Annotated in this window: 20 protein-coding genes; 5 read left to right on the forward strand and 15 right to left on the reverse strand. The window is 35.5% G+C overall.

Annotation, left to right across the window (positions count from 1 at the left end; all coding sequences use genetic code 11):
• Positions 1 to 177 precede the first annotated feature (177 nt).
• The gene (locus ACODST_RS15525; protein ID WP_488933012.1) at positions 178 to 696 is read right to left on the reverse strand and encodes a ferritin; all 519 of its coding nucleotides are present in this window, start codon (positions 694 to 696) and stop codon (positions 178 to 180) included.
• Between the two features lie 89 nt (positions 697 to 785).
• Positions 786 to 1,139 carry a hypothetical protein gene (locus ACODST_RS15530; RefSeq protein WP_488933013.1) on the reverse strand — a complete coding sequence of 118 codons (354 nt, stop codon included), beginning with the start codon at positions 1,137 to 1,139 and terminating at the stop codon, positions 786 to 788.
• Between the two features lie 179 nt (positions 1,140 to 1,318).
• Here ACODST_RS15530 and ACODST_RS15535 point away from each other — a divergent pair, with 179 nt between their 5' ends.
• Complete coding sequence (locus ACODST_RS15535; RefSeq protein WP_488933014.1) at positions 1,319 to 2,122, forward strand: TIGR00266 family protein; 804 nt, start codon at positions 1,319 to 1,321, stop codon at positions 2,120 to 2,122.
• Positions 2,123 to 2,178: 56 nt separating this feature from the next.
• Here ACODST_RS15535 and ACODST_RS15540 read toward each other — a convergent pair whose 3' ends face one another.
• Complete coding sequence (locus ACODST_RS15540) at positions 2,179 to 5,691, reverse strand: T9SS type A sorting domain-containing protein (protein WP_488933015.1); 3,513 nt, start codon at positions 5,689 to 5,691, stop codon at positions 2,179 to 2,181.
• A 218-nt stretch (positions 5,692 to 5,909) separates the two neighbouring features.
• Between ACODST_RS15540 and ACODST_RS15545 the strand changes: the two genes are divergently transcribed.
• Complete coding sequence (locus ACODST_RS15545; RefSeq protein WP_488933016.1) at positions 5,910 to 6,686, forward strand: alpha/beta fold hydrolase; 777 nt, start codon at positions 5,910 to 5,912, stop codon at positions 6,684 to 6,686.
• Between the two features lie 72 nt (positions 6,687 to 6,758).
• Here ACODST_RS15545 and ACODST_RS15550 read toward each other — a convergent pair whose 3' ends face one another.
• Entirely contained in the window at positions 6,759 to 7,133 is a 375-nt protein-coding gene (locus tag ACODST_RS15550; protein WP_488933017.1) for a hypothetical protein, read from the reverse strand.
• 26 nt (positions 7,134 to 7,159) lie between these two features.
• A complete protein-coding gene (locus ACODST_RS15555; protein ID WP_488933018.1) occupies positions 7,160 to 7,480 on the reverse strand; it encodes a roadblock/LC7 domain-containing protein in 321 nt (106 codons plus the stop codon).
• 281 nt (positions 7,481 to 7,761) lie between these two features.
• On the opposite strand from ACODST_RS15555, the gene ACODST_RS15560 reads away from it, so the two are divergent.
• Positions 7,762 to 7,905, forward strand: coding sequence for a hypothetical protein (locus tag ACODST_RS15560; protein WP_488933019.1), 144 nt, complete (start codon positions 7,762 to 7,764; stop codon positions 7,903 to 7,905).
• Positions 7,906 to 7,934: 29 nt separating this feature from the next.
• Here the strand turns inward: ACODST_RS15560 and ACODST_RS15565 are convergent, their stop codons facing one another.
• The 7 genes from ACODST_RS15565 to ACODST_RS15595 all read right to left on the reverse strand — a co-directional run bounded on the left by ACODST_RS15565 (position 7,935) and on the right by ACODST_RS15595 (position 18,728).
• A complete protein-coding gene (locus ACODST_RS15565; RefSeq protein WP_488933020.1) occupies positions 7,935 to 8,579 on the reverse strand; it encodes an ATP-binding cassette domain-containing protein in 645 nt (214 codons plus the stop codon).
• A 295-nt stretch (positions 8,580 to 8,874) separates the two neighbouring features.
• Positions 8,875 to 11,637: a PD-(D/E)XK nuclease family protein gene (locus ACODST_RS15570; RefSeq protein ID WP_488933021.1), complete on the reverse strand. Its 2,763-nt coding sequence runs from the start codon at positions 11,635 to 11,637 to the stop codon at positions 8,875 to 8,877.
• Positions 11,638 to 11,701: 64 nt separating this feature from the next.
• Positions 11,702 to 13,168: an OmpA family protein gene (locus ACODST_RS15575; RefSeq protein WP_488933022.1), complete on the reverse strand. Its 1,467-nt coding sequence runs from the start codon at positions 13,166 to 13,168 to the stop codon at positions 11,702 to 11,704.
• A gap of 113 nt (positions 13,169 to 13,281) precedes the next feature.
• Positions 13,282 to 14,475 carry a glycine C-acetyltransferase gene (kbl, locus tag ACODST_RS15580; RefSeq protein WP_488933023.1) on the reverse strand — a complete coding sequence of 398 codons (1,194 nt, stop codon included), beginning with the start codon at positions 14,473 to 14,475 and terminating at the stop codon, positions 13,282 to 13,284.
• Between the two features lie 83 nt (positions 14,476 to 14,558).
• Complete coding sequence (locus ACODST_RS15585; protein ID WP_488933024.1) at positions 14,559 to 17,717, reverse strand: UvrD-helicase domain-containing protein; 3,159 nt, start codon at positions 17,715 to 17,717, stop codon at positions 14,559 to 14,561.
• Between the two features lie 84 nt (positions 17,718 to 17,801).
• Positions 17,802 to 18,398: a lipoprotein signal peptidase gene (locus tag ACODST_RS15590; RefSeq protein WP_488933025.1), complete on the reverse strand. Its 597-nt coding sequence runs from the start codon at positions 18,396 to 18,398 to the stop codon at positions 17,802 to 17,804.
• A gap of 123 nt (positions 18,399 to 18,521) precedes the next feature.
• The gene (locus tag ACODST_RS15595) at positions 18,522 to 18,728 is read right to left on the reverse strand and encodes a hypothetical protein (protein ID WP_488933026.1); all 207 of its coding nucleotides are present in this window, start codon (positions 18,726 to 18,728) and stop codon (positions 18,522 to 18,524) included.
• A gap of 179 nt (positions 18,729 to 18,907) precedes the next feature.
• Between ACODST_RS15595 and ACODST_RS15600 the strand changes: the two genes are divergently transcribed.
• Entirely contained in the window at positions 18,908 to 19,264 is a 357-nt protein-coding gene (locus ACODST_RS15600; protein WP_488933027.1) for a roadblock/LC7 domain-containing protein, read from the forward strand.
• A gap of 32 nt (positions 19,265 to 19,296) precedes the next feature.
• Positions 19,297 to 19,677 carry a hypothetical protein gene (locus ACODST_RS15605; protein ID WP_488933028.1) on the forward strand — a complete coding sequence of 127 codons (381 nt, stop codon included), beginning with the start codon at positions 19,297 to 19,299 and terminating at the stop codon, positions 19,675 to 19,677.
• Positions 19,678 to 19,919: 242 nt separating this feature from the next.
• On the opposite strand, the gene ACODST_RS15610 is transcribed toward ACODST_RS15605, so the two are convergent.
• From ACODST_RS15610 to recO, 3 genes are all read right to left on the reverse strand, one after another.
• The gene (locus ACODST_RS15610) at positions 19,920 to 20,300 is read right to left on the reverse strand and encodes a TraR/DksA family transcriptional regulator (protein WP_012022792.1); all 381 of its coding nucleotides are present in this window, start codon (positions 20,298 to 20,300) and stop codon (positions 19,920 to 19,922) included.
• A 6-nt stretch (positions 20,301 to 20,306) separates the two neighbouring features.
• Positions 20,307 to 23,708: an isoleucine--tRNA ligase gene (gene ileS, locus ACODST_RS15615; protein WP_488933029.1), complete on the reverse strand. Its 3,402-nt coding sequence runs from the start codon at positions 23,706 to 23,708 to the stop codon at positions 20,307 to 20,309.
• 130 nt (positions 23,709 to 23,838) lie between these two features.
• The gene (gene recO, locus ACODST_RS15620; RefSeq protein WP_488933030.1) at positions 23,839 to 24,552 is read right to left on the reverse strand and encodes a DNA repair protein RecO; all 714 of its coding nucleotides are present in this window, start codon (positions 24,550 to 24,552) and stop codon (positions 23,839 to 23,841) included.
• Positions 24,553 to 24,633: the final 81 nt, after the last annotated feature.

The raw sequence follows: 24,633 nt of genomic DNA on the forward strand, positions 1-24,633 counted from the left end.
GGTAAAATAGTTATAGAATCGTAATAAGACACATAAAAAAAGCTCCGGAGGAGCGACATATATTTAGATTTACAAAAAAAACATTGCCGGCTATAAATATTCCGCTTCTCTGAAGCGTACAAAAAGAAAAAAGCTGTCCTTTTGAGACAGCTTTTCTTTAAATTTATAAACCGGTTATTATCCGATTTTTGAGATCTGTACATCCAACTGGAATTTACCAGCAGCTTCGTTTTCATCGATCAAATCAAAAAGTTCTAAAGCTCTTCTTGCATTTTTCTCTTCTTCTCTCTGCTCAGCAACATACCACATCATAAAATCTTCTGTAGCATAGTCATTCTCAGCTCTGCATTTTGCGATTACTTTATTTACGGCCTGAGTAACTGCAATTTCATTTTGTAAAGCAATTTCGAATACTTCTCTTAAAGAAGCAAATTCCTGCTGTACTTCCGGAACAGACGGTGTAACGGCTATCCCTCCCATATCTGTAATATATTTGAAAACTTTTAGAAAATGCTCTCTTTCTTCTTCGGCCTGTTTGTACAAATAAGATGCTGAATTTGCATAACCATTTCTATCCAGCCATGCCGCCATAGCCAAATATTTGTTTGAAGCGTCACTTTCTAATTTTGCCTGTAAGTTTAATATATTTTCTACACCTTCAACTAATGAAGTACGTGTTCTTAGTAAATCTTTCATATCCTTTAATTTTTAGATGTGTAAAATTACAAAAACTAAAGAAAACAGCCCTAACTGCCTGAAAATTTGGATTTAATCTAAGTAAGAATCTAAATAAGCTCTACGTTTACTATATTACAAAGCATAGAATGCAGATTGAGGGTAAATTTAGTTCCGTTTAATAAATCTCTTAACTGCACAATTTCGCAGATGGTAAGATTTCTGGAAAAATTTCTTTTGGTAGTTTCAATCAACTGTGCGTCTGACTGATCAGATAAATCATAAAGCATGTTCAAAATGTCAACGCTGTTAACCTTTCTTTGAAAAATCAAAAAATCGTGAATTTTATAACTTGACACGGTATCAACAAAATTGATAATTATACTATTGGTCAAATCACATTGATAACTGTATCCTTTTTCGGTTTCAAATAATACTTTGGTGGTCAAATCACTAACTAACATGCTGATAAAATATGATAACGGTGCAAAAATATATAATTTAAAGCAATTAAACACGTAATTAAGACTAATTTAAAATAACAAAAATTGTTAATCTATTTAAAAACAGCCTAAGTACACTAAAAACTGTAACATTTTGGAGGACCTTTAGTCTAATTCTGAAAACAAATAACTAAGAAATTATGCAGGCGCACGAAATAGATTATCAGATTTTTGGAGAAGAAATGCAATATGTTGAAATAGAACTGGATCCGCAGGAAATTGTTATTGCCGAAGCCGGCAGCTTTATGATGATGGAAAGCAACATCCAGATGGAAACGATATTTGGAGATGGTTCTCAACAGCAAGGTTCAGGTTTGTTTGGTAAACTTTTAAACGCAGGTAAAAGAGTACTTACGGGAGAAAGCTTGTTTATGACGGCATTTTTAAATCAGGGAAACAGCAAAAGTAAAGTTTCTTTTGCATCGCCTTATCCGGGAAAAATCCTTCCCATTGACTTAACGGAATTTCAGGGCAAGTTTATTTGTCAAAAAAGTTCCTTTTTATGTGCTGCCAAAGGCGTTTCTGTGGGCATAGAATTCTCTCAGAAACTGGGACGTGGTCTATTTGGCGGTGAAGGTTTTATCATGCAGAAAATTGAAGGAGACGGAATGGCATTTGTGCATTCCGGAGGAACAATGGCCAAAAAAGTTTTGGGTCACGGCGAAGTCCTAAAGGTAGATACAGGATGTATTATTGGTTTTACCAAAGACGTAGATTATGACATTGAATTTATTGGCGGGATCAAGAATTCTATTTTTGGAGGCGAAGGATTGTTTTATGCCACACTAAAAGGTCCGGGAACGGTTTACATACAATCGCTGCCTTTCTCCAGATTAGCCGACCGTATTATTGCATCGGCACCAAGATCCGGCGGCAGCAGCCGCGACGAAGGAAGTCTGCTGGGAGGATTAGGAAATCTTCTGGATGGTGACAATAGGTTTTAATAAAAAAAACGGCTTTCATTTCTGAAAGCCGTTTTGGTTTATTGCTTATAAATATATTATCGTTTTAAAACTTTAAAAGTCTGTGTTTTTTCTCCAGCTTTAATTTTTACAAAATAAACTCCTGCAGCACCATTTATTGTTAAATCAAATTTTGATAAATCAACCGCTTTTTGTTCGCTTATTTTTTTTCCGGCCGCATCATATATCTGTACTTCTGTATTTCCTCCATAATTCCTTAAATCGACAGCGATCTTACCAGAAGTTGGATTAGGATAAACAACTGCATTTGAATTCTTTGTAAATTCTTCTGCCGACAGGGTATTTTCATACTTAAGTATCCCGCAGTCTTCATTAAAATGAATTACTGTCCCATCTACACCATTAGTGGTTAATGAGCTTCCAAAGCTGCCGTAATTATTTCCTCTTAAGTTACTCGATAAATAAAATGATCCGTCTTCTGCCCTGAAAAAATCAAACATTTCCATATACGGTACACTACCATGGTTTTTATTATCTCCATTAGCAGTTATCTTTTTTAAATTACCGGACAGATCATAGGTCGCCAAAAAGAAATCATAGCTGCTCATAGATACATTATAATTCTTCCCATCGGCTGTCACAAAGTTACCTCCATCTGCAGCGGCACCAATAATATACAGTTTATCTTTATCCTTAATTATTTTAGCTCCGCCTCCGCCAGTATATTGAGTTCCTGTTATCCATTCACATTTTCCTGAAGAATTAATTTTCGCTGCATAAAAAGACCCAACACTATTTTGAGTTATTGTTCCATCACTATTTTCAAAGAAATGCACCGCTTTTGATCCATCACAATCATTGCTTCCGGTAATATAACTATTTCCATTTTCATCTGTAACAAACGAAGCTATAGTAGCACCTTCGAAAAAAGAATCTTTCGTATTACTTCTCATTTTCCATTGTAAAATTCCATCTGTATTGTATTTCACAAAAAATGATTTGGAACCGTATCCTTCAAAACCTTTTAATACCTCCGGCGGCGCGGCATTACCTGCTGAGTAAAAATTGGCATCAAATTCGTAATTTCCTCCTACATAAATATTATTGTCTCTATCAAATCCAATATCCCTGATTCCAGCGCCATTTACATGGCTAAGCGTAATTCCTGCATACCAGATTACGGATCCCTCAGGCGATATTTTTAAAATTGCCGTATTACTTGCCTGTGATGTTACCATCTCCTGATTAATTTCAGTCGACCGTACTCCGTTAAAATACAAAGGGAATTTACCTGAATAGCCATAACGCATAGTAATTGGTGCAACTAAATTATTATCATTATCTATATAAAGTTTTTCTGCCAGCGGACCATCTATAGTACTGTTTAATCTCCAAATCATCCTTCCCTGATTATCGAGTTTAACAATGTATCCAATATCGCTGGTAGAACCGATTAATGGACTCAATTTTATTCTTTCTCCTTTATTGTCAATAAAAATACCTTCGTGCGTACCGCATATGTATATATTTCCATCCTGATCTACTACAGACGAAAATATTTTATCTCTTTCACGAACCACCGGTTCATGTTCTGTACTAACCATCCATTTTACTACACCATTTCGATCATATTTGGTTAGAAAGCTTCCTTTTTTATTTTTAAAATTAGGTTTAACTCCAATTTTCGAATCAAATATCTGATCATTAAATCCTCCTGAAACCAAGAACCCGTCTTCTGTTTTAGTTAAACCGTAATTACCTTCGTATTCATATCCATTCCAGTCAGAGTCAACTCCATTATTAATTAACGCCCAGCAATTATCTGAGTTTTCAGGATTATTATAAATAAAAGGGCCTTCTTTCTCTATTTTATCGTAACAATCATTATCTGACCAGACTTCAAGATCGACTTTTGTATCTCCTTCTTTTGAAAAGCTGCTTTTCACGATTGCAGCTGTTGAACTGCTTGTTGAAGCATTAGGACTAAAATCCCATTTATAATGTTGTGCCTCAATTGCTTTTTGATAAAATGTTGTAACCTCGTCAGGCTTAGCATTGATCAAATCTTTATAAAACTCTGCTTTTGTATGCTCCACATCAATATGAATTCTATCAGTAAAACTAATAACACAATTAGCATTTACATTTTTAGCTTCTAAATAATAATCTCCGGATTCGCTAATTAAATTACTGGTAAAAGAAAGTGTTTGTCCGTTACCCGGTTCGCTGGTTCCGAATGATGAAGAACTATTTTTTAAGGTATACACAACGTCAATTTCGGAATTTTCAATCTGAACGGTGACAGGTTCGCTCTTGCAAAGAATATTATCGCTTATAGTAACCGGTAAATTAATTTTTGGAATTGAACTCACATAAATAGTTTTAGAATCTGTAGATTCAACACCGAAACTATTGGTAACTGTGTATTTAATTTCATAATTCCCTGCTGTTTTGAAATTATAAGTCAGGTTACCGCACACAGCATTAACCTGCACATCATTTACAAACCATTTACAACTTGCAACACCTCCAGTAAGCGGCTTTAAGGTTAAATTACTTTCGACACAGCCGCCTGTTAATCTTGAAACGTTTACATAAGGAATCCTGGTTCCGCCTCCATTAGTAGTTTTTAATAGTACTCCGGAATTTCCACAGGCATAAAAAGCCGTATTCGCCATTTGTTTCCAAAAACAATTAATGCCATAATTCAAAGAAGTTGTCTGCCACTCTAATGCCTGACTGCTGGCAACAAAATAAATACCATGATCTGTTCCCACATACTCGCCTGTTCCGTTAGCAGAAATACACTTTGCATTTAACGGACCATTATAAAAGTTGGCATGGTCATTATTCAGTGAATTATTATAGCTATAATACGCAAATCTGTTTCCTGCACAAAAAGTTATTCCATTATTAAATGTTCCATAGCCGTAAGTGATGGCCTTAATATCAGAACCAGGCGTTGGTACTTCAACAAAATTATATCCTAAATCAAAATACTCAAAATAAAGTATCTTACCGGTAGTGGCTATTTTGCATCTGCTTTGATAAAAAGCAATGGAGGAAAAATTATCGGTACCCAGATTTTTAATTCTTTGAACACCAGCTGCTGTAAAATTAACAATGAGCCCGTTTTCTCCTACTGCAAAATAGGATCTGTTATACTCTGAATATGTAATCTGGTTTAGGTTTGAGTTTTCCTGGCCTTTATATATAATTTGATAATTAAGTGATGGCAGTTCAACTTTTATAATAACAGCCTGTTTTGTCAATGCATTCTGTCCGCAGGCAAAAACAACTCCTTCAGAAGCAGAACCTGTTATATCTGAATAGCAGTGACTAAAAACGGTATTATTGTAGATATCGGCATTTTCACTTCCATCTGTTATCTCAAATCTCTTCCAGCTTGATGATCCTGCACCTCCGTCTGATGTATAATAAAGGCCTTTTTTTCCGGAAACCAAACCATTATTACCCAAAAAAACAACACCGGTTAAATCATCTGTTAAACCGGTATTTAAGTTTTCCCACTGGCAGAAGGCAAACTGAACGTTAAGTAAAAATAAAACACAGAGTAAAGTTGTTCTCATAAATTTTAACAGGTTTAATATTAAAAAACGAGTAAAACTAGTCATTTTTTAACATTTTACAAATCAATAAATCAATTTGTTAAAATTTAAAACCAACCCTTAAAAATTTTACAGTATTATGCTATCCCTGGAAATTTTCTTCGCTTTAATTCAGCAGGCGTCAGGCATAAAATTGGCTTGTTAAAACTCAAAAGGCTATTTTTGTAAAAATTATGATGATGAAAAACATTCAATATAAAAACACCAAAATATCTTTTACGGATTCAGGAAACGGAACTGCTGTGGTTTTTCTTCACGGCTTTTTGGAGAACAAAAAAATGTGGAAGGATTATGCTGCTTTTTTCTCCCAAAATTATCGTGTTATTACGATCGACTTATTGGGCCATGGCGAATCAGACTGTCTGGGATATGTTCATGAAATGGAAGATAATGCGCATGCAGTTCGTGAAGTCCTGAAATCTTTACAAATCGAAAAAGCAATTATTCTGGGACATTCTATGGGCGGTTATGCAGGTTTGGCTTTCGCCGAATTGTATCCGGAAAACATCATTAAACTGGTTTTACTGAATTCGACTTCGAAAGAAGACAATGCCGAAAAAAAACTAAACCGAACCCGTGCCGTAAAAGCAGTAAAACAAAATTATATCAGCTTCGTAAGTCTGGCAATTGCCAATTTATTCAGCGAAAACAACAGAACACGTCTGGCCGATGAAATTGAAAAGGCAAAAGAAGAGGCTTTAAAAACGCCTGTACAGGGAATTGCAGCCTCTATTGAAGGCATGAAAATACGGAAAGACCGGGAATGGCTCTTACAGGAAAACCGCTTTCCGACTTTATTGATACTGGGAAAAAAAGATCCCGTTTTAAACTACGAAGAAAGCCTTTCGCAGGCCGAAAATACCTCGGTACAATTAGTTTCATTTGAAGACGGGCACATGAGCCAGATTGAAAACAAAGAAGAACTAAAAACCGTTTTGCAGCATTTTTTCAGTTAAAAAAACACTTAAAGCAGAAAAGGCCATTCCACATAAACGGAACAGCCTTTTCTTCATTGTGGGGGCAAAAAATTATAATTTGGTAATAATGTCTTTTTTGAATTTTGCCAAAGTCGCTCTTGTTAATCCAAGATTGGCTTTTTTAGCATCTACTGCTAAGTAAATAAAATACTGGCCGTCTTCAGAAACATCTATAATATGTATTTGATCCGTCAATGTAATTAAAATATCGTTGATTTTTTGATCTAACCCTAAAGCTTTAATGGCGTTTATTTTTGCTTTTACAACTTCTAAATTATAAGCAGATGCCAGTTCGGGATCAAAATCCGGTTTTACAGAAAGCGAACAGTAAGACATTCCGGTCTCAACCTCAGTTACTGAAACGGCAATAAATCCGTGAACATTCTCTTTTAAATCATTTTGAAAATTTTGTAAAAAATCTGACATGTGTATGTATAAATAATTGGTTTAAATTAATTGCTGAAAATAGTATCCATTTTTCGGAGTAAAAGTCCCATTTTACTAATGTCCTTTGAAAGAAGTGCTACACAATTATCATCCTGACTTTTGTTGGCTACCACGATACCGTCATTATTTTTAATCATGACTTGTTTTAACTCACCGTTGTTAACATCTTCCGACATTTCACCGCACATTTTTAAAATCATCCCGATCATTGCGGCAACGTTTCCATCGTATTCCAAATTAACCGATTCCAGTAAAATTCCGTCAATATTAAACGTAATTCCAGATTCCGCTCCGGTCTCTTCAACCAGTGTATTTAAATCAATCATATAACATTAATTTTTAAGAAGGTCAAAGTTATTTTGAATAAAGAGATTTTTTTGATAAACACTTGTTAAAAAAATGTTTACGCCCAACTATCTGACCCACTTTTATTTATAGTATAAATAAAGTCAATTTTTAAAAGAAAATCGTTAAAAAAATTTAACAGAAAAAAGATATTTGATCGAAATTCAAACATTTTTATCGCAAAAATTCAAATCATACTTTGCAGAAGCACAGATAATCAGATTAATAGATCTTTTTTCTAAATTTGCAAAAAAAATTTACGATGAAAACTGTTGACGAATTGCGTTTTGACTTAAATGTAAAATTGATGAAGTTTAGAAGATTTCGTTTTGAAAATGGACCAGTAAACTCTTCAACTACAGAAGAAAGAGCCAAAAAAGGTTTTTTCAAAAAAATATTCAGCTAAAAAGTACTTACAAAAAGCGGCAATCATTATTAAATAACGACTGCCGCTTTTTCTTTTATATTCTGAAGCTTACCATTTTCGAGCCTGACAAGGCGGGTAGAAACACGGATTACATTTTCGTAATTATGATCGGTTATCACAATTCCTTTCTGCATTATATTCTCCTGAACCTGTTCGATTATCGATTCACACCACAACGGCGATAATTTACTAAAAGGTTCATCCAGCAAAACAAATTTAGAGGAATTAAAAAGCAGCAGTTTAACTTCAAGATAACGCAATTCTCCTCCCGAAAGCTGTTTTACTTTTTTATGCAATAGAGGCCGGATAAAGGGATCATTGTTAAAAAACACGCTGTTTTGTTTATCGACGCTTAAAACAATTGCTTTTTGAACAGACAGATGATTGGGGATAAATGGATTTTGGCTTAAATAACTTATTTCGCTTAAAAAGGCACTTTTTTTCCTGAGCGGAAGGGAATTAATCCTGACACATTTATCAGGTGCTGTTTCATGTCCGGAAATAACTTTTAACAAAGTTGATTTCCCGGAGCCATTTCTCCCTAAAAGTCCCACTATTTCTCCACTTTCACATTTCAGGTAAACGTCTGAAAGAATCAGCTTACCATCATAGCTTATCTGTATTCCGTCTGCTTCTAAAATCTTCTTTTTCAAAACAGTTTATTTTTCAGAAAAAACAATAACCCCATAAGAACGGCACAAAAAAAAGTCATCAGATAACTAAACACTAAAAGTTCAACTTTAGAAATTCCGTTATTGGCATAAAACAGGTAATCGTTTTTGCGATAAAACTCTTTAAAAAAAACCGCCGCTAAAAAACCAACACTCAAAAAAAATACAAAAAAACAATCCGGACCGCCAAAAATGGTGAGCACTAAACTAATAAGAAGGTTAGTAAATAAAATTCCGGTAAAAAAATCAATTCTATTTTGCAGTTTTCTCATCCTAATTATATTTTCTCTTCAAACGGAATTTCAGGATCAAATATCTCGCTTAACAATAAAACTATTTCTTCGATATAATTATTGATAGTCTCTTGGGTAACAATAGTATCCAGCTCTTTTTCTTCTTTGAAACCAAATGGCAGAAAACCGGATTTAAGATTTTTAAACGAAATAATACCTGCTTCAATTGGATTTTCACCTGCTGATTTTTCAAACATAAACGCGTAGGCCAATACCTGAATAATTTTATCGTTTTTAAGGTCCTGTGTTAACCCATTCCATGATTTAAGTACTACATTCGATTTTTCCACTTTTCCGGTCTTATAATCCACGATTCGTATTTTCCCGTTGCGCAGTTCAATTCGGTCGACATTTCCTTTAATTAAAACCGGAAACGGCAGTTTAGGATGAACCAGTTCACGTTCAAAAGTCTGCTCTAAAGCCACAATCTGAATCGCATCACCACTTTTGATCGATTCCAGCTCCATTTTTAGAAAATTGGAAACATTGCGTTTAGCCACTTCAAAAGCCAAAAGATTTCTTCCTTTTTTAATTTCACCCTCCTTGTACACCAGCTTAAACTGTTTCAGCACTTCATCATCCAGTAACTTAAAACAATTCAAAATATCGGATTCTGAAACGAACTTTCCGGTAAAAGGTTCATACAACGCTTTTAAAGTTTCATGTATAATAGTCCCCAGTGTATTTAAAGCAATATTCTCTTCTACTTCTTCCACTTCGCGGATACGCAGGATCTTCTGAAAATAAAACTCAATCGGATTTCGTATATAACTGGTCAGTGCCGAAGGAGAAAAACCTGCTGAAGCAATTTCTTTCAGACGCTCTATAACCGCCTCCGATTTTGGAACCACCATAGGACTATAAGCCGTAGTGGGAAGAACCGGATTATAAATGTCAAAAGTCAGATTATGATTTCGTTGTTTTTCAACCTCAAGCTGAGTAATAAAACGGCTGCGTTCACCTGCATCCAGTCCGTCATTTTCAGTATTGTAAATCAGATAGATATTTTTGGCCCGTTGTAATAAGTGGTAAAAATGATAGGTGTAAATAGCATCTTTTTCTTTAAAAGTAGGCAGTCCCAATTCGCTTTTAACATCATACGGAATAAACGAATTCTGAGATTTTCCAGCCGGAAATTTTCCTTCGTTCATAGAAGTCACTATTACCGTCTCAAAATCGAGCACACGGCTTTCAAGTACACCCATGATCTGCAGCCCTCTTAAAGGTTCTCCTTCAAACGAAACTTCGGCTACATCAATAATCTGTTTATAAATAGCGTGGAGCGTCTCGATGTTGTCAATATGCTGATGTTTTGAATAATAATTAATGAGTTTATTAATCACTTTAAAAACAGCATAAACAAATGTTTTGGCAATTTTTTCTTCTTCATTATCATTACTAAAATGCTGCTTGATCAAAATCAAAATTGCAGAAATATTTTCGAGCACAGCCACTGATCCGCTTTCCCACTTCTGAAACAATAATAAAAAAAGTCCCGAAGGATCCGGATTGAGCTCCAGTATTTTATTAAGGGTAATAAAGGTATAATTATTCTCTTTTATTATTCGCACTAAATGTCCCGTTTGGGCATAAGGCTCCACTAATGGATGAGTAAGAACATCCAGAACATCCTTATAATAAAAAACATAACTGCCTCCCGTTCGGGAAAGTGCATTGGTATGCATTTTAAAAAACTTGGCCACCAATATTTGCGACGGATTATTTTTACCGGAATATCCCATCGTAATATTCAGAGCACCTACTGAAGAAGGAAGCGAATACAAAACCGGAATCAATAAATTCTCTTCACCCAATACAACTGCTACTTTATCGAGAGAGGCCAGTGGGTTTTCACTGATAAGATTTTCGATAATACTTCCGGCTATTTTTGCCTGCCCAATGGTTTTTGACGTACCAATTACTTTAATATTTTTGGTCTGCGAAAAGTCATCTACAATCCATTCAAACGGGTTTGATTTATAATGCTTCCACTGCTCTTTAAACCTGCGCACAAATAGTCCTGCATCATGATAAGGGTCGTTTAAAAAAACCTGATCTGCATCCCAGTAAATTCTGGCCTGATCTAAAGCCAAAAGATGCTGTACAATTTTTTCCTCGGCAGCATTCAGGGCATTAAAACCGGCGAAAATAAACTGCCTGTTCGATATTGTATTCGAAAAATGATTAAGATTATTTACCGCTTCCCGATAAATGAGTCCCTGATAACCAATTGACTTATTAAGCAGATGATGATACAAGGAATCATAATAAAGGGGCAGAAGTTTCCAAAAATCAATATAATTTTCAAGGAGTTTTGTTTTGTTTTCTACTTCAATTCCCCATTTTTTAATATCCTCAATATCTTTTAAATAAGAAAGTACATGATAGGGATCTAAAAGATAACGGTCAATTTCATTAAAATCCTGCAGCAGTGTTTTAGCCCAATTGGCGAACAACTCAAAAGACTGCTGATGCTGTTTTTCCGTAACAGACAAATAGACTTCATAAAACTCAAACAGCTGTTCAATAGAGTCAACAGATCTTATGGCTGCGACATCCTGTACAAAATCCTCAATGCTTACAATTTCTGGAGAAAGAATAGTTCTTGCTGTTTCTTTTTTAAGCGCTTCTATTAAAAAGACTTTAGCTCTTTTATTAGGCAGCACAATAGTGGTGTCTGCAAGTTTATCGGAATAATCCTGAATTACAACTTTGGCTATTTTTTCTAAAAAAGAAGTATTTATCATATCATAAAAATAAAAAAAGCCATTCAATTAAGAATGGCTTTCTATGTTTATTTACTAAAGTAAATTATAGTTTACCTTGGTATTTAGAACCTACGTGTTTAATTTCAGTTCTTCTGTTTTGAGCTTTACCTGCTGCAGTTTTGTTACTAGCAACTGGTTGAGTAGATCCAAATCCTTTAGCTTCTAAGTTTTCTGGATTAACACCTCTTTCAACTAAAGCGTTCAATACAGCGTTAGCTCTGTCCTCAGAAAGTTTTTGGTTTACTTTAGCAGAACCTGTACTATCTGTGTGTCCTTCGATGCTGAATTTAGCGTTAGGGTAGTTTTTAAGGATTTCTTTAATAGCATCTAATCTAGCTGGAGTTTCTTTGTCACCAGTTTTGAAAGTAGCTTTTCCTGAGTTAAAGTAGATTGCTCTAGCCTGAACTTTAAGATCTTCTAAAGCTTGAGAAGTTACTTCAGGACATCCTCTGTTACTAGCTGGACCAGGAACTGTAGGACAATCGTCATCTTTATCTAAAACACCATCTTTATCAGCGTCTAAGAAAGGACAACCACCATTTTCTTTAGGACCTGCAACAGTAGGACATTTATCGTCTTTATCAGCGATTCCGTCACCGTCTGTATCAGGACAACCTTTTAAAGCTGGTAAACCAGCAACATCTGGACAAGCATCATCTTTATCAGCAACACCGTCTCCGTCAGTATCAGGACATCCGTTTAATGCAGCTAAACCAAATACATCTGGACAAGCGTCAGAAGCATCAACGATTCCGTCACCATCAGTATCAGGACATCCGTTGAATTGTTTTAAACCAGCAACATCCGGACAAGCATCATCTTTATCGTAGATACCGTCACCGTCTGTATCTTTACCACCAAATTTAAATACTAAACCAGCAGTGTGTTGGAAGTGAGACGGAGCATCTGGAGTACCATTTGCATCAGATCTGTCACCACTAACTGACCATTTGTATCTTGTAGCTAATTCAAGACCAATAGCATCAGTAAACCAGAAAGTTAATCCAGCACCTGGGTTAACAGTTCCGTAGCTGCTGTCTCCTAGGAAAGTATAACCTCCACCAACAGATAACGAAGGATCAATCACTTTAGATTTGATTAATTCCTGGAAGCTGTATTTGATGGTAGCATCAATTCCGTAGTACATCAAGTCACCAGGATTAGTTACGATCATACCTCTTCCATCGTGTCCTGCAGCGTTTGGAGCAAAAACAACATATTTATCAATTTTGTTTACAGAACCTTGTAAACCAACTGAGAAACCGCTTCCAACATATCTAGACACACCAATGTAAGATAAAGAAGGAAGAATATTCCAGTTATCTTTTACTGCGAATGGCTGAGAAAAGTGCGCCGGGAAAAAGTCAACGTAATCTGGACTTGCACTAGTCCTTGTATCCACAGCATTCACTCCAAAAGAGATCGCCCATGGATTGTTACTGTCTTGCGCGTGAGAGCTTAACCCCATCGCCATCAATACAGCAACTAAAAGTTTGTTAAGATGTTTCATACTTAATTTTTTTAATTACAATTTAGTTAATTACAAGCAAAAGTAACACCAAATTTTTTAAATACAAAATCAAATGTTAAAAAAAACCTACAAAAATTCACTAAATGTGGTAATTATATAACTTTTAACATTTTACCTGTTAATATAAATGCCTCTATAGCTTTGTCTAAATGTTCTTTAGTATGGGCTGCCGAAAGCTGCACTCTGATCCTGGCTTTATCCTTTGGAACAACAGGAAAGAAAAATCCAATAACATAAATTCCCTGCTTTAAAAGCTCGTTTGCCATAGTCTGCGATAATTTTGCATCATATAACATTACAGGAACAATAGCCGAGTCTCCGTCGATGATATCAAAACCAGCTTTTTTCATTCCTTCTTTAAAATAATTAGTATTCCATTCTAACTTATCTCTGAGCACAGTATCTTTCTCCAGCAACTCAAATACCTTAATAGAAGCCCCCACAATAGAAGGTGCCAAAGAATTAGAAAACAAATAAGGTCTTGAACGCTGACGCAGAATTTCAATTATTTCTTTCCTGGCTGTAGTATAACCTCCCATTGCACCGCCTAAAGCTTTCCCTAATGTTCCGGTTATAATATCAACGCGCCCCATTACTCCTTTTGCTTCAAGTGTTCCTTTTCCAGTTGCCCCAATAAATCCTGCAGCATGACATTCATCAACCATAACCATCGCATCGTACTTATCTGCTAAATCGCAAATTTTATCCAAAGGCGCTACTAAGCCATCCATAGAAAAAACACCATCTGTTACAATCAGTTTAAAACGGGTTCCTGCTTCATTTGCTTTAATTAACTGCTGTTCCAGATCTTCCATATTATTATTTTCATAACGATAGCGGGATGCCTTGCACAAACGAACACCGTCTATAATAGAAGCATGGTTTAAACTGTCTGAAATAATCGCATCGTTCTCTCCCAGCAGAGGCTCGAAAACACCTCCGTTTGCATCAAAAGCAGCAGCATATAATATCGTATCTTCCGTACCATAAAAATCGGCAATCTTTCTTTCTAATGTTTTATGAATATCCTGAGTCCCGCAGATAAAACGCACTGATGACATTCCAAAACCATGTGTATCCATTGCTTCTTTTGCCGCCTGAACCACTTCAGGATGTGACGAAAGTCCTAAATAATTATTAGCACAAAAGTTTAAAACTTTTTCCCCAGTAGAAATTGTAATCTCTGCATCTTGTGCTGATGTTATAATTCTCTCTTTTTTAAAAAGACCATTGTCTTCAATTGTCTGCAGCTCACTTTGCAGATACTCTTTAATCTTACCGTACATTTTTACAACTTATTTAAAACGTTAAAAATTAACAACTTAGAGTCAAAAACTCTGTTCATTTCTTTAACATCTGGTTAATTTTTTCACAAATTTACTACTTCAATTTCCGATCCTATATATACTAAAACTTTTTTTAACACTTTGTAGCCCAAATCCTCAATTGCATCCTCATATTCCTGAATTTGCTGCCTGTATTTTGTATTAACAGCTCCCGTTTTATAATCCAGCAGATAAGCCTCTTTATTTTTGGTCAAAACAACCCGATCCGGTTTTAAAATTTTATCTGCTTTCTGAATTATAGTCTGCTCGTTCAAAACAGTATCGTTACCATTAAAACAAATACCAAGTTCCGGATGATTTACAATTTCTTCAAGTGTTTTTAAGACCACATCAGACTGTTCCACCGTTATCAATCCGTTTTCGAGTCCTTTAACCACAGCCAGATCAATATCTGATTTGTCTTTAACATACGCTAAAATCTCATGAACGATATTTCCATAAGAAATAGCTTCCTGTTGATGTGTTCCCCACATCAAAGCTTCTCTTTGAGCAATTTTAATATTTTTTGGATTTAAAACCTCTCTCACAACAGGAATCGTTTTTACCAGATCCACCGATTTTTCCAATAACGAAATTCTGGTTTTAACCCCGAATTCATATTCAGGCTTTTCAGGATCATAAATTCCTTTATGCCTTAAATATTTAATAAAATAGGAAGCCATATTATTAGGAAGCTCTCCGTCTTTTCTTTCTTTTAAAGACTGAGAAATAACATACAATTGTTCTTCTGCACGCGTTAACGCCACATACAAAACATTAATATTATCGAGCAGCTCTTCTTGTTTTTTCAAATTAAAAACGGTTTGGGCGTTTTCTCCAAATCCTTCAACAGCGCTGCTGTTATCAATTAAAACCTTAGGCACTCCCAGATTTTCTTCTTCAGCATCAAGCCACAGCTTATCTTTAGGTTTCCGATTATAATCTTCCTCTGCAAAGGGCATAATCACCACCGGAAATTCCAGCCCCTTGGATTTATGAATTGTCATAATGCGAACGGCATTTTTCCCTTCCGGGGAAGGAATACTGAATTTCTCCGCATTTTTATCCCAGTAATTCAGAAAATCAGCAATACCCGCCTGATTTCTGATATCTCTTTCTAAAACAATATCCAGAAAAAACTGCACATATGCATTTCCTTCTGAAGGCAGAATAAACTTTGAAATAATAACTTCAACCGCTTCGTAAAGTGATTTTTTCCGTACATTTTCAAAAGAAAGGGAAACATCAAAATTTAGCAGCCATTTTTCAAAGTCCTCTTCATACTTCTGCGACATTCCTTCTACTATAAAATCATGAACCGGCCTGTTTATTTCCCGGTTCTCTGCTAAGAAATGCAAAAAATAAGCCTTCGATTCAAGATCAGCACTATTATTTAAATATTTCAGCAGATGAACAATTAAACGAACTTCAGCCGCATTGGCAATCATTAATGTTTCTGAAGACAAAAGAGGTATATCCTGTTCCGTAAGATAATTGGCCACCGCTATTCCCTGGTCTCTTTTTCGCGTCAAAATCACGATATCTTTATATTCAAAACCTTCGCGAACCACTTTCTGAATCGTATTCAAAACAGCCAGAACATACAAATCTGTTTTACCCATTACCTCTTCTTCTTCTTCAAAATCATTTTTTTCGATTAACGGAAGAAAAGAGATATTAACATACCCGCCTTTTTTAGAATTGGTGTTCTGAAAACTGTGATTTTCATATAAATCCTTATAATCAGCATTTGAAAACTCAGCCGACATCAGATTAAAAAAAGCATTATTAAATTCAATTATTTCACTGTAACTTCGGTAATTAGTATCTAAATGCCATAATTTTTTTTCATGGCTAAAAAAAGACACCTCTTCTTTACTCAGTTCGATGAACTGCTCCGCTTTTCCTCCTCTCCATCGATAAATCGACTGTTTAGGATCTCCCACAATCATCAGGGTTCCTTTATTTCCCAAATCATCTTCGCCGGAAAGAGAATTATGTATTAACGGAATCAGATTATGCCACTGCATTTCTGAAGTATCCTGAAACTCATCAATAAAAAAATGACGATAACGTTCCCCTAAACGTTCGTATATAAAAGGCGCCGGCTGGTTCTGAATTTCACGATGAATAATGGCATTAAATTCAGAAATTGACAAAACATTTTGTTCCGACTGAATCTTCGCCAGCTCATTACTTACCGTATTTAGCAGCGACAAAGGGGTGATATTTTTAAGGAAGGCTTTGTAAAAATCTCTTTTTTCAAAGTTCTTATACACCTTTTCGAGTATCTGAAGCAATTCAGGAATTATACTTTCAATGAGCTCTTTGTCTTTGGCTGTTTTATTGATTGCGATATCGTCAAATTCATGAAAGGTTTTATTCTTCGGATTATACTTTCCGTCCCTTATCCCCATTAGATGATTGGGAAACGTACCTCTTGAAAAAGACTTCAGATCAATTCCGTTTTTATCAATTAAAGCAAGGGCTTCTCCCGCCCATTGTTCATTTTCAGATTCCAGATCCCTGCATAATTCCAGCATCTTCTTTTTAATCTGAACAAATTCTTCAATTGTTTTGTCATTAAAATGCAGAATTTCATTTCGATTGTTTTCATTTAGAACCAAACGTCCTGTTTCCAGAATCTCACGCGAAATATCCCAGCTTTTATCATCGTCTGTTTTTTCCATTGTAAAATCAATCAGCAATCTGGTAAGGGTCTCATCCTGTCCTGCCTGAGCAATAATAGCATCGACTGCCTCGACCAGTAAATTCTCAGTATCCAGAGTAACTTCAAAAGTCATTGGAAGATTCAGGTCGTGTGCAAAGGCCCGGATTACTTTATGAGTAAACTTATCAATGGTAGAAATATCAAAAGCGGCATAATTATGAATCAGATGCTTTATAATATTTTGGGATTTTACTTTCAACTGAATAATCGAAAGACCGGTATCACGGGACAAATCCTCCATAAGATCAACGGCTTTTGGAGAAGGGTTTTCTTTGGCAAATTCAGAGAGATTTCCAACAATGCGGCTTTTCATTTCATGAACCGCCTTATTGGTAAAAGTTATAGCCAGTATATTTCGATAAGCATCGTTTTTTGGGGAAGAAAGAATAATTTTCAAATATTCCTTAACCAAAGTATACGTCTTTCCTGAACCTGCAGAAGCATCATAAATAGAAAAAGACGGGCGTTGCATACGTTTGGTTTTTTGTATGGTAAAAATAGCACTTAAAAAACACTATTAATTAAAAAACCGAAAAAATCTGTTTAATTCAGCAAATTAATGCTTTGGAAATGCTCTTTTATTAAAGACTAATAAAATTCCAACGCCTGTTGAAATCGCCATGTCGGCCACATTAAAAATAGCATTAAAAAACATAAAGTGCTTTCCTCCAAAAACAGGCAGCCATCCCGGAAGATCACCTTCCCAGATAGGGAAATAAAACATATCGACTACCAGACCATGAAACCAGGTTCCGTATGGCTCCGGAGAAAAAAGTGTGGCAAGGTTATGTTCACTGCCGTCAAAAATTACTCCATAGAAAACAGAGTCAATTATATTACCGGCAGCACCGGCAAAAATCAAAGCAATTGAAACAATCAGGTATACTGAGTGGCGTTTTTTAACAGCATCTGAAAGCCAATAGCCAATTCCAAACACAGCAAAAATCCTAAAAACAGTCAAAATTAATTTACCATATGCTCCGGGTATTTTAGTTCCCCAGGCCATTCCTTCATTCTCAATAAAATGAATTCTGAACCAGTCAAAGATTACCACTTCTTCACCTAAAACAAAGTTTGTTTTTACATAGATTTTAGAAAGCTGGTCAACAATTAAAACTAAAAATATAAGGAAATACGCTTTTCGTAATGACATTTTTATGATTTTTTGATGCGCAAAAGTAACAATTAAATCAAAAAAAACGCCCCATAAGGAACGTTAATTGTTTTGTAATAAAATTAAGCCGGCAAAAAGTACCTGCCATTTAACATTAAACCTTTATTTTTTATCCACTGTTTTCGCCGGGCTGTCTGTAAAGAAATCTGAAATAGATTTAAAAATACCTTTACTGGGTTTTCCGGCAGCCGCCCTCTTTGCTTCTGCTTTTTTTACCTCTGTTTTAAATTTGATGCGTAATTTTTCGAATTCTTTCATCCTGTGTTCCACATCAGAATTCACATCTTTGAATTTCAGTACTTTAGCCATTGTGTAAGTTTTTTAAGTAAGAAAATAAAATATTTAACGATTTGGTACTACAATAATACATAATTTAATTTATATTTGTTAATAAAAATTAACACTTGTTTAGGACAAATCGCAACTACAATCTATAATACCTACCAAAAACAAACTAATTTTAACATTCCCTCAAACCTTACAAAACTATGAATGAAATAACTACTATTCTAAACAACTTCCTGGTTGAAACAAAAGCAAGCGCTGCTTTAATTCTAAACGGAAAAGGCAAATTAATTACTTCACTTAACTTAGATTACAGCGACAGTATTGCCGCAATGAGTGCCGCCATTTTATCCATGAGCGAAAAGTTTCTTATTGATTTGGAAAAAGGCTCCCTAAAACAACTTTACCTGAAAAGTTCTGACGGCGTTGTCGTTGGAAACAAAATCAGTGGTTCAAACTTCGTTATTGTATTTTCAAAAGAAGGGAGCAACCTTGGTTTACTAATGCATTCTACAGAAGAACTATCTGTAGAACTAAGCAAAAATTCCCTTTTAAAATAACATAGATCAATTAACCACAAATTCCAAAAACTATGAGTAACGACTTTTTAAACGTGTTTTTAAATGAAATGAAAACAAACGTAAACGGCTTTATAGCTGTAGCTGTAACAGAAATTGAGTCAGGATTAAGCTTTGGCAATTTAACGATCGATTCTGCTTTTGATCCTGAACTTGCAGCAGCCTACAATCTTGAAGTTGTAAAAGCAAAACTGAACGCTGTAAAAGCGCTGGGTTTGAATCAGGATATTGAAGATATTCTGATTACGCTTTCCAACCAGATTCACATCATTGACATTTCTCCAAACAAAAAATTCATGATCTATCTTGCTGCCGATGCCAGTAAAGCCAATCTTGGTATGACAAGAGCTGTTTTAAGAAAACACAAAGCCGATCTAGAGAAAAACCTGGCTTAAATTATTAACTTAATTAGAACTGCCTTGACCAAGACGGTTCTAATTAAGTTTTCTTCTTTCTTTCTATTTTTACGTCTTCTTTTCTTCTTACAAAAAAGCAAATTATTTTTTGTACACTTTTTTATTGTTTATCATTAAATTCTTTCAAAACAATACAAGCTCTTTACTTTACAAAACCCGGCAAACATTAAACAAAAAAAAAACGCCCCTTAAAAAGGAGCGTCCTGTTTGATTTATTTTTATTATCGCTGAAGATTTTTAGCTTCGATACTCATTGTAGCATGAGGAACGATTTTAAGCCTTTCTTTGCTGATTAATTTACCTGTTACTTTGCAAATACCGTATGTTTTGTTTTCAACACGGAAAAGTGCGTTTTTTAAATCGCGGATGAATTTCTCCTGTCTGATAGCCAGCTGTGAGTTTGCTTCTTTAGACATTGTTTCGCTTCCTTCTTCAAAAGCTTTGAAAGTTGGAGAAGTATCGTCTGTTCCGTTATTCAAATCATTCATATAGGCACTTTTGATCAAATCAAGATCTTCTTGTGCTTTTTTTATTTTTGCCTGGATTATCTCTTTGAACTCTGCTAAATCTGCATCAGAGTATCTTGTAATTTCATCTATCATGTTTCTCTATTTTGAAATTAATATCATTGTTTTAATGTCATCAAACTCAATTTCTGTGCCGTTTTCTAATACGTCAGCAAAAACCAGATCGTCTGTTAATGTTTCTGACTTAATATAGTCTTCGTTTTTCGAAACGGCTTCTTCTAAAATACCATCTCGTTTTATTTGAACTTTAATTTTATCTGTAACTTCAAATCCTGAATCTTTACGGATATTCTGGATTCTGTTTACCAACTCTCTTGCAATACCTTCATTCTTTAATTCTTCGGAAATTGTAATATCAAGGGCAACCGTAATTCCGTTTGAATTGGCTACCAGCCATCCTTCAATATCCTGTGATGTTATTTCGACGTCTTCTAGTGATAAAGTTACACTATTTCCTGCAATAACAATATCCAGCGTCCCCTGCTTGTCCAGCTGATTGATCTGCTCAGCCGAAAAACCCTGTATCTCCTTAGAAATCAAGCCCATGTCCTTACCAAAACGCGGTCCAAGAGCTTTAAAATTAGGCTTAATCTGCTTCACCAAAATACCAGATGCATCGTCTAAAAGTTCCACTTCTTTCACGTTTACTTCTGCTTTTACCAAGTCAGAAATCGCTTCGATTTCAACACGCTGATTCTCGTCAAGTACCGGAATCATTACCTTTTGCAGAGGCTGGCGTACTTTTATCATCTCCTTTTTACGCAGTGATAAAACCAAAGATGAGATCGTCTGCGCCTTCTGCATTTTGCTTTCCAACGTTTTATTAACAAAGTTTTCGACAAATTTCGGGAATTCAGCCAGGTGAACACTGGCAAAATCCTCGGTTCCCGTAGATGATGTCAAATCTCTGTACAACTTATCCATAAAAAACGGAGCCACCGGAGCGCTTAATTTACTAATGGTCAGCAAACACGTATAAAGTGTCTGGTAAGCTGCAATTTTATCTTTTGCGTATTCTCCTTTCCAGAAACGACGACGGCATAAACGAACGTACCAGTTACTTAAGTTTTCCTGAACGAAATCAGAAATGGCCCTTGTCGCTTTTGTTGGTTCATAATCTTCATAACATTCCTCAACAAATTTGATTAGCGTATGCAGCTCAGAAATAATCCACTGATCGATTTCCGGTCTTTCATTTAAAGGAATTTCTGCTTCAGCATATTTAAATCCGTCGATGTTGGCATACAGCGAGAAAAACGAATAGGTATTGTAAAGCGTTCCAAAGAACTTACGGCGGACCTCAGCAATTCCTTCGATATCAAATTTCAGGTTATCCCATGGATTTGCGTTTGAGATCATGTACCAGCGTGTAGCATCAGGACCGTATTCTGCAATGGTTTCAAAAGGATCTGTTGCGTTCCCCAGACGTTTAGACATTTTTTGTCCGTTTTTATCTAAAACCAAACCATTTGAAACTACGTTTTTATACGCTACTTTATCAAAAACCAAAGTTCCGATCGCATGTAAGGTATAAAACCATCCACGAGTCTGATCGACTCCTTCAGCAATGAAATTCGCAGGAAAATCTTTGTTTCCGTCAATTTTATCTTTGTTCTCGAAAGGATAGTGCCATTGTGCATACGGCATAGCTCCTGAATCGAACCAAACGTCGATTAGATCACTTTCACGTTTCATTGGCTTTCCTGAAGCTGAAACTAAAGTAATTTCATCCACTACATTTTTGTGCAGGTCAATTAAATCATAATTTGACTCAGACATGTTTCCGATTTCAAAACCTTTAAACGGATTTTCTTTTTGAAAACCAGCTTCGACAGATTTCTCAATCGCATTGTACAATTCTTCAACAGAGCCGATAATAACTTCTTCTTTTTTATCTTCTGTTCTCCAGATCGGAAGCGGAATTCCCCAATATCTAGAACGAGATAAATTCCAGTCGTTGGCATTTTTAAGCCAGTTCCCAAAACGTCCTTCACCAGTAGATTTAGGTTTCCAGTTGATAGTTTCGTTCAGGTCGAACATTCTATCTTTTACATCGGTTACTTTAATAAACCATGAATCTAGCGGATAATATAACAACGGCTCATCAGTTCTCCAGCTGTGTGGATAACTATGTACGTATTTTTCAACCTTAAAGGCTTTATTTTCTTCTTTTAATCGAATAGCAATTTCAACATCCACCGATTTTTCCGGAGCCTGCCCTGCATCATAATATTCGTTTTTAACATATTTACCAGCCAGGTCACCTAAATGAGAAGTGAATTTTCCCTGCAAATCCACCAATGGAACTGCATTTCCTTCTGCATCCAAAACCAGCATTGGCGGAACTTCCGGTTTGGCTTCTTTGGCTACTTTAGCATCATCTGCACCAAAAGTCGGTGCTGTATGCACCACTCCTGTTCCGTCTTCTGTAGTAACGAAATCACCTGCAATTACTCTGAAAGCATTCTCAGGATTTTGATATGGCAACACGTAAGGCAATAACTGCTCGTAACGAATTTCTACCAAATCTACTCCTTTTGCTTCGGTTAAGATTTTATAAGGAAGTTTTTTATCGCCGTTTTTCACGTTATCAAAATCAGCATCGTCTTCGCTTACGAAATATCCTTTTCCGAATTGTTTGCCAACTAAGTTTTTAGCCAAAATCACATTAATCGGCTCAAAAGTATATTGATTGAAAGTTTTAACTAAAACATAATCGATTTTTGGACCAACGGTCAAAGCGGTGTTTGACGGAAGTGTCCAAGGCGTTGTCGTCCAGGCTAAAATGTGAATATCTCCAAAACCTTGTAAAAAGCTTGGTAAAGTTTCCGGCAAAGTTTTGAATTGTGCTACAATCGTAGTATCTGTAACATCACGGTAAGCACCAGGCTGATTTACTTCGTGAGAAGATAATCCAGTTCCTGCTTTTGGCGAATAAGGCTGAATTGTGTATCCTTTGTACAACAAACCTTTATCATAGATTTGCTTCAAAAGCCACCAGACAGACTCCATGTATTTTGGTTTATAAGTCACATACGGATCATCCATATCTACCCAATACCCCATTTTTTCGGTCAGGTCATTCCATACGTCTGTATAACGCATAACGGTTTTTTTACACGCTTCGTTATATTCTTCGATAGAAATGGTTTTACCAATATCTTCTTTTGTAATTCCTAATTCTTTTTCGGTACCTAATTCAACAGGCAGACCGTGAGTATCCCATCCGGCTTTTCTTTTAACCTGAAAACCTTTCTGAGTTTTATATCTGCAAAAAATATCTTTAATCGCACGTGCCATTACGTGGTGAATTCCAGGCAATCCGTTTGCTGAAGGCGGACCTTCAAAAAACACGTAAGGCTCAGCACCTTCACGGGTAGTTACACTCTTTTCAAATATATTTTCTTTCTTCCAGAAATCAAGAACTTCAGAAGCTACCGTTGGTAAGTCAAGTCCTTTGTATTCAGTAAATTTTGTACTCATTTTATCCTTTTCTTAAACGAGGTGCGAAAGTAAGGAATTTTGAGGAAAATAGAGAAAAGATAAGAGAAAAAAGACCACTTTGAGGTAATTTCAGGCAGATTCCTCAATAAATATTGCCATTATAGCCAATTTAAGAGAAGACTTCTTTTAAAATCTCCAGAGATTTAGGCTTTTTAAATCCTTCCAGATGCAGACTGTAATAATCAATTATAATTTTCAGAAGTATTTGTCTTTCTAAGACATGAAAGACTTTTTGGTCGTTATCAAATTTTAAATCAAGTAGTTTTTTAAATAGATTTGTTTCATGCTCTGAAAGCACGTTTCCATTCTGAAAAAGTGTAAAAACTCCTTCAGTCATTTCAAAAAATGGCAAATTATTTTCTGACAGATCAGGATAAAACCCCAGATATTTAGTAATTTCCAAAAGCAGAATTAGATGGAAATTAGAAATCTCATCATGATGATCCAGCCACGTCAAAGCGGTTTCTAAAAACAAAAAAAGCTGTTCGTTTTTTTCTTCTTCCTGAATGGAATAATGAAGCATTTCGGAAAGAAACATTACCATCGTACTTTTCACAATATCAGTATGAATACTCTGAAATGGGACGGCACTTTTTATTTCTTTAAAGTTTTCAAGCGTTCCTTTATTCTTATGAACAGCTTCAATTTCCAGAATCGAAAAAGGCTGAAAATAGGCAATTTTCTGACTTGCTTTTCTGCTCGAAAACGCATCGCGAACGAAATAAGATTTTAGCCCGCTTGAAAGCGTAAAACATTTTACTATCAGACTTTTTTCCTGAAATTTTAAAGAGGAGATTACTATGGCTTTGGTTTTGACTTGCAAAATTTTACTTATTTGGTTTCAAATTCCAAGTTTAAGGTTTCACTGCAATGAAGAAAACTGAACACTCCAAAAACTGAACAC

The sequence above is a fragment of the Flavobacterium sp. FG19 genome (assembly GCF_057809475.1).

What these genes read in the sequence shown, in the direction of transcription:
- ACODST_RS15530 (WP_488933013.1), bottom strand. Translation starts at nt 1,139, where the DNA reads ATGTTAGTTAGTGATTTGACCACCAAAGTATTATTTGAAACCGAAAAA.
- ACODST_RS15545 (WP_488933016.1), top strand. Translation starts at nt 5,910, where the DNA reads ATGAAAAACATTCAATATAAAAACACCAAAATATCTTTTACGGATTCA.
- ACODST_RS15555 (WP_488933018.1), bottom strand. Translation starts at nt 7,480, where the DNA reads ATGATTGATTTAAATACACTGGTTGAAGAGACCGGAGCGGAATCTGGA.
- ACODST_RS15590 (WP_488933025.1), bottom strand. Translation starts at nt 18,398, where the DNA reads ATGTCATTACGAAAAGCGTATTTCCTTATATTTTTAGTTTTAATTGTT.
- ACODST_RS15595 (WP_488933026.1), bottom strand. Translation starts at nt 18,728, where the DNA reads ATGGCTAAAGTACTGAAATTCAAAGATGTGAATTCTGATGTGGAACAC.
- ACODST_RS15570 (WP_488933021.1), bottom strand. Translation starts at nt 11,637, where the DNA reads ATGATAAATACTTCTTTTTTAGAAAAAATAGCCAAAGTTGTAATTCAG.
- ACODST_RS15535 (WP_488933014.1), top strand. Translation starts at nt 1,319, where the DNA reads ATGCAGGCGCACGAAATAGATTATCAGATTTTTGGAGAAGAAATGCAA.
- ileS (WP_488933029.1), bottom strand. Translation starts at nt 23,708, where the DNA reads ATGAGTACAAAATTTACTGAATACAAAGGACTTGACTTACCAACGGTA.
- ACODST_RS15550 (WP_488933017.1), bottom strand. Translation starts at nt 7,133, where the DNA reads ATGTCAGATTTTTTACAAAATTTTCAAAATGATTTAAAAGAGAATGTT.
- ACODST_RS15560 (WP_488933019.1), top strand. Translation starts at nt 7,762, where the DNA reads ATGAAAACTGTTGACGAATTGCGTTTTGACTTAAATGTAAAATTGATG.
- ACODST_RS15540 (WP_488933015.1), bottom strand. Translation starts at nt 5,691, where the DNA reads ATGAGAACAACTTTACTCTGTGTTTTATTTTTACTTAACGTTCAGTTT.
- ACODST_RS15585 (WP_488933024.1), bottom strand. Translation starts at nt 17,717, where the DNA reads ATGCAACGCCCGTCTTTTTCTATTTATGATGCTTCTGCAGGTTCAGGA.
- ACODST_RS15600 (WP_488933027.1), top strand. Translation starts at nt 18,908, where the DNA reads ATGAATGAAATAACTACTATTCTAAACAACTTCCTGGTTGAAACAAAA.
- ACODST_RS15610 (WP_012022792.1), bottom strand. Translation starts at nt 20,300, where the DNA reads ATGATAGATGAAATTACAAGATACTCTGATGCAGATTTAGCAGAGTTC.
- ACODST_RS15525 (WP_488933012.1), bottom strand. Translation starts at nt 696, where the DNA reads ATGAAAGATTTACTAAGAACACGTACTTCATTAGTTGAAGGTGTAGAA.
- ACODST_RS15605 (WP_488933028.1), top strand. Translation starts at nt 19,297, where the DNA reads ATGAGTAACGACTTTTTAAACGTGTTTTTAAATGAAATGAAAACAAAC.
- kbl (WP_488933023.1), bottom strand. Translation starts at nt 14,475, where the DNA reads ATGTACGGTAAGATTAAAGAGTATCTGCAAAGTGAGCTGCAGACAATT.
- ACODST_RS15575 (WP_488933022.1), bottom strand. Translation starts at nt 13,168, where the DNA reads ATGAAACATCTTAACAAACTTTTAGTTGCTGTATTGATGGCGATGGGG.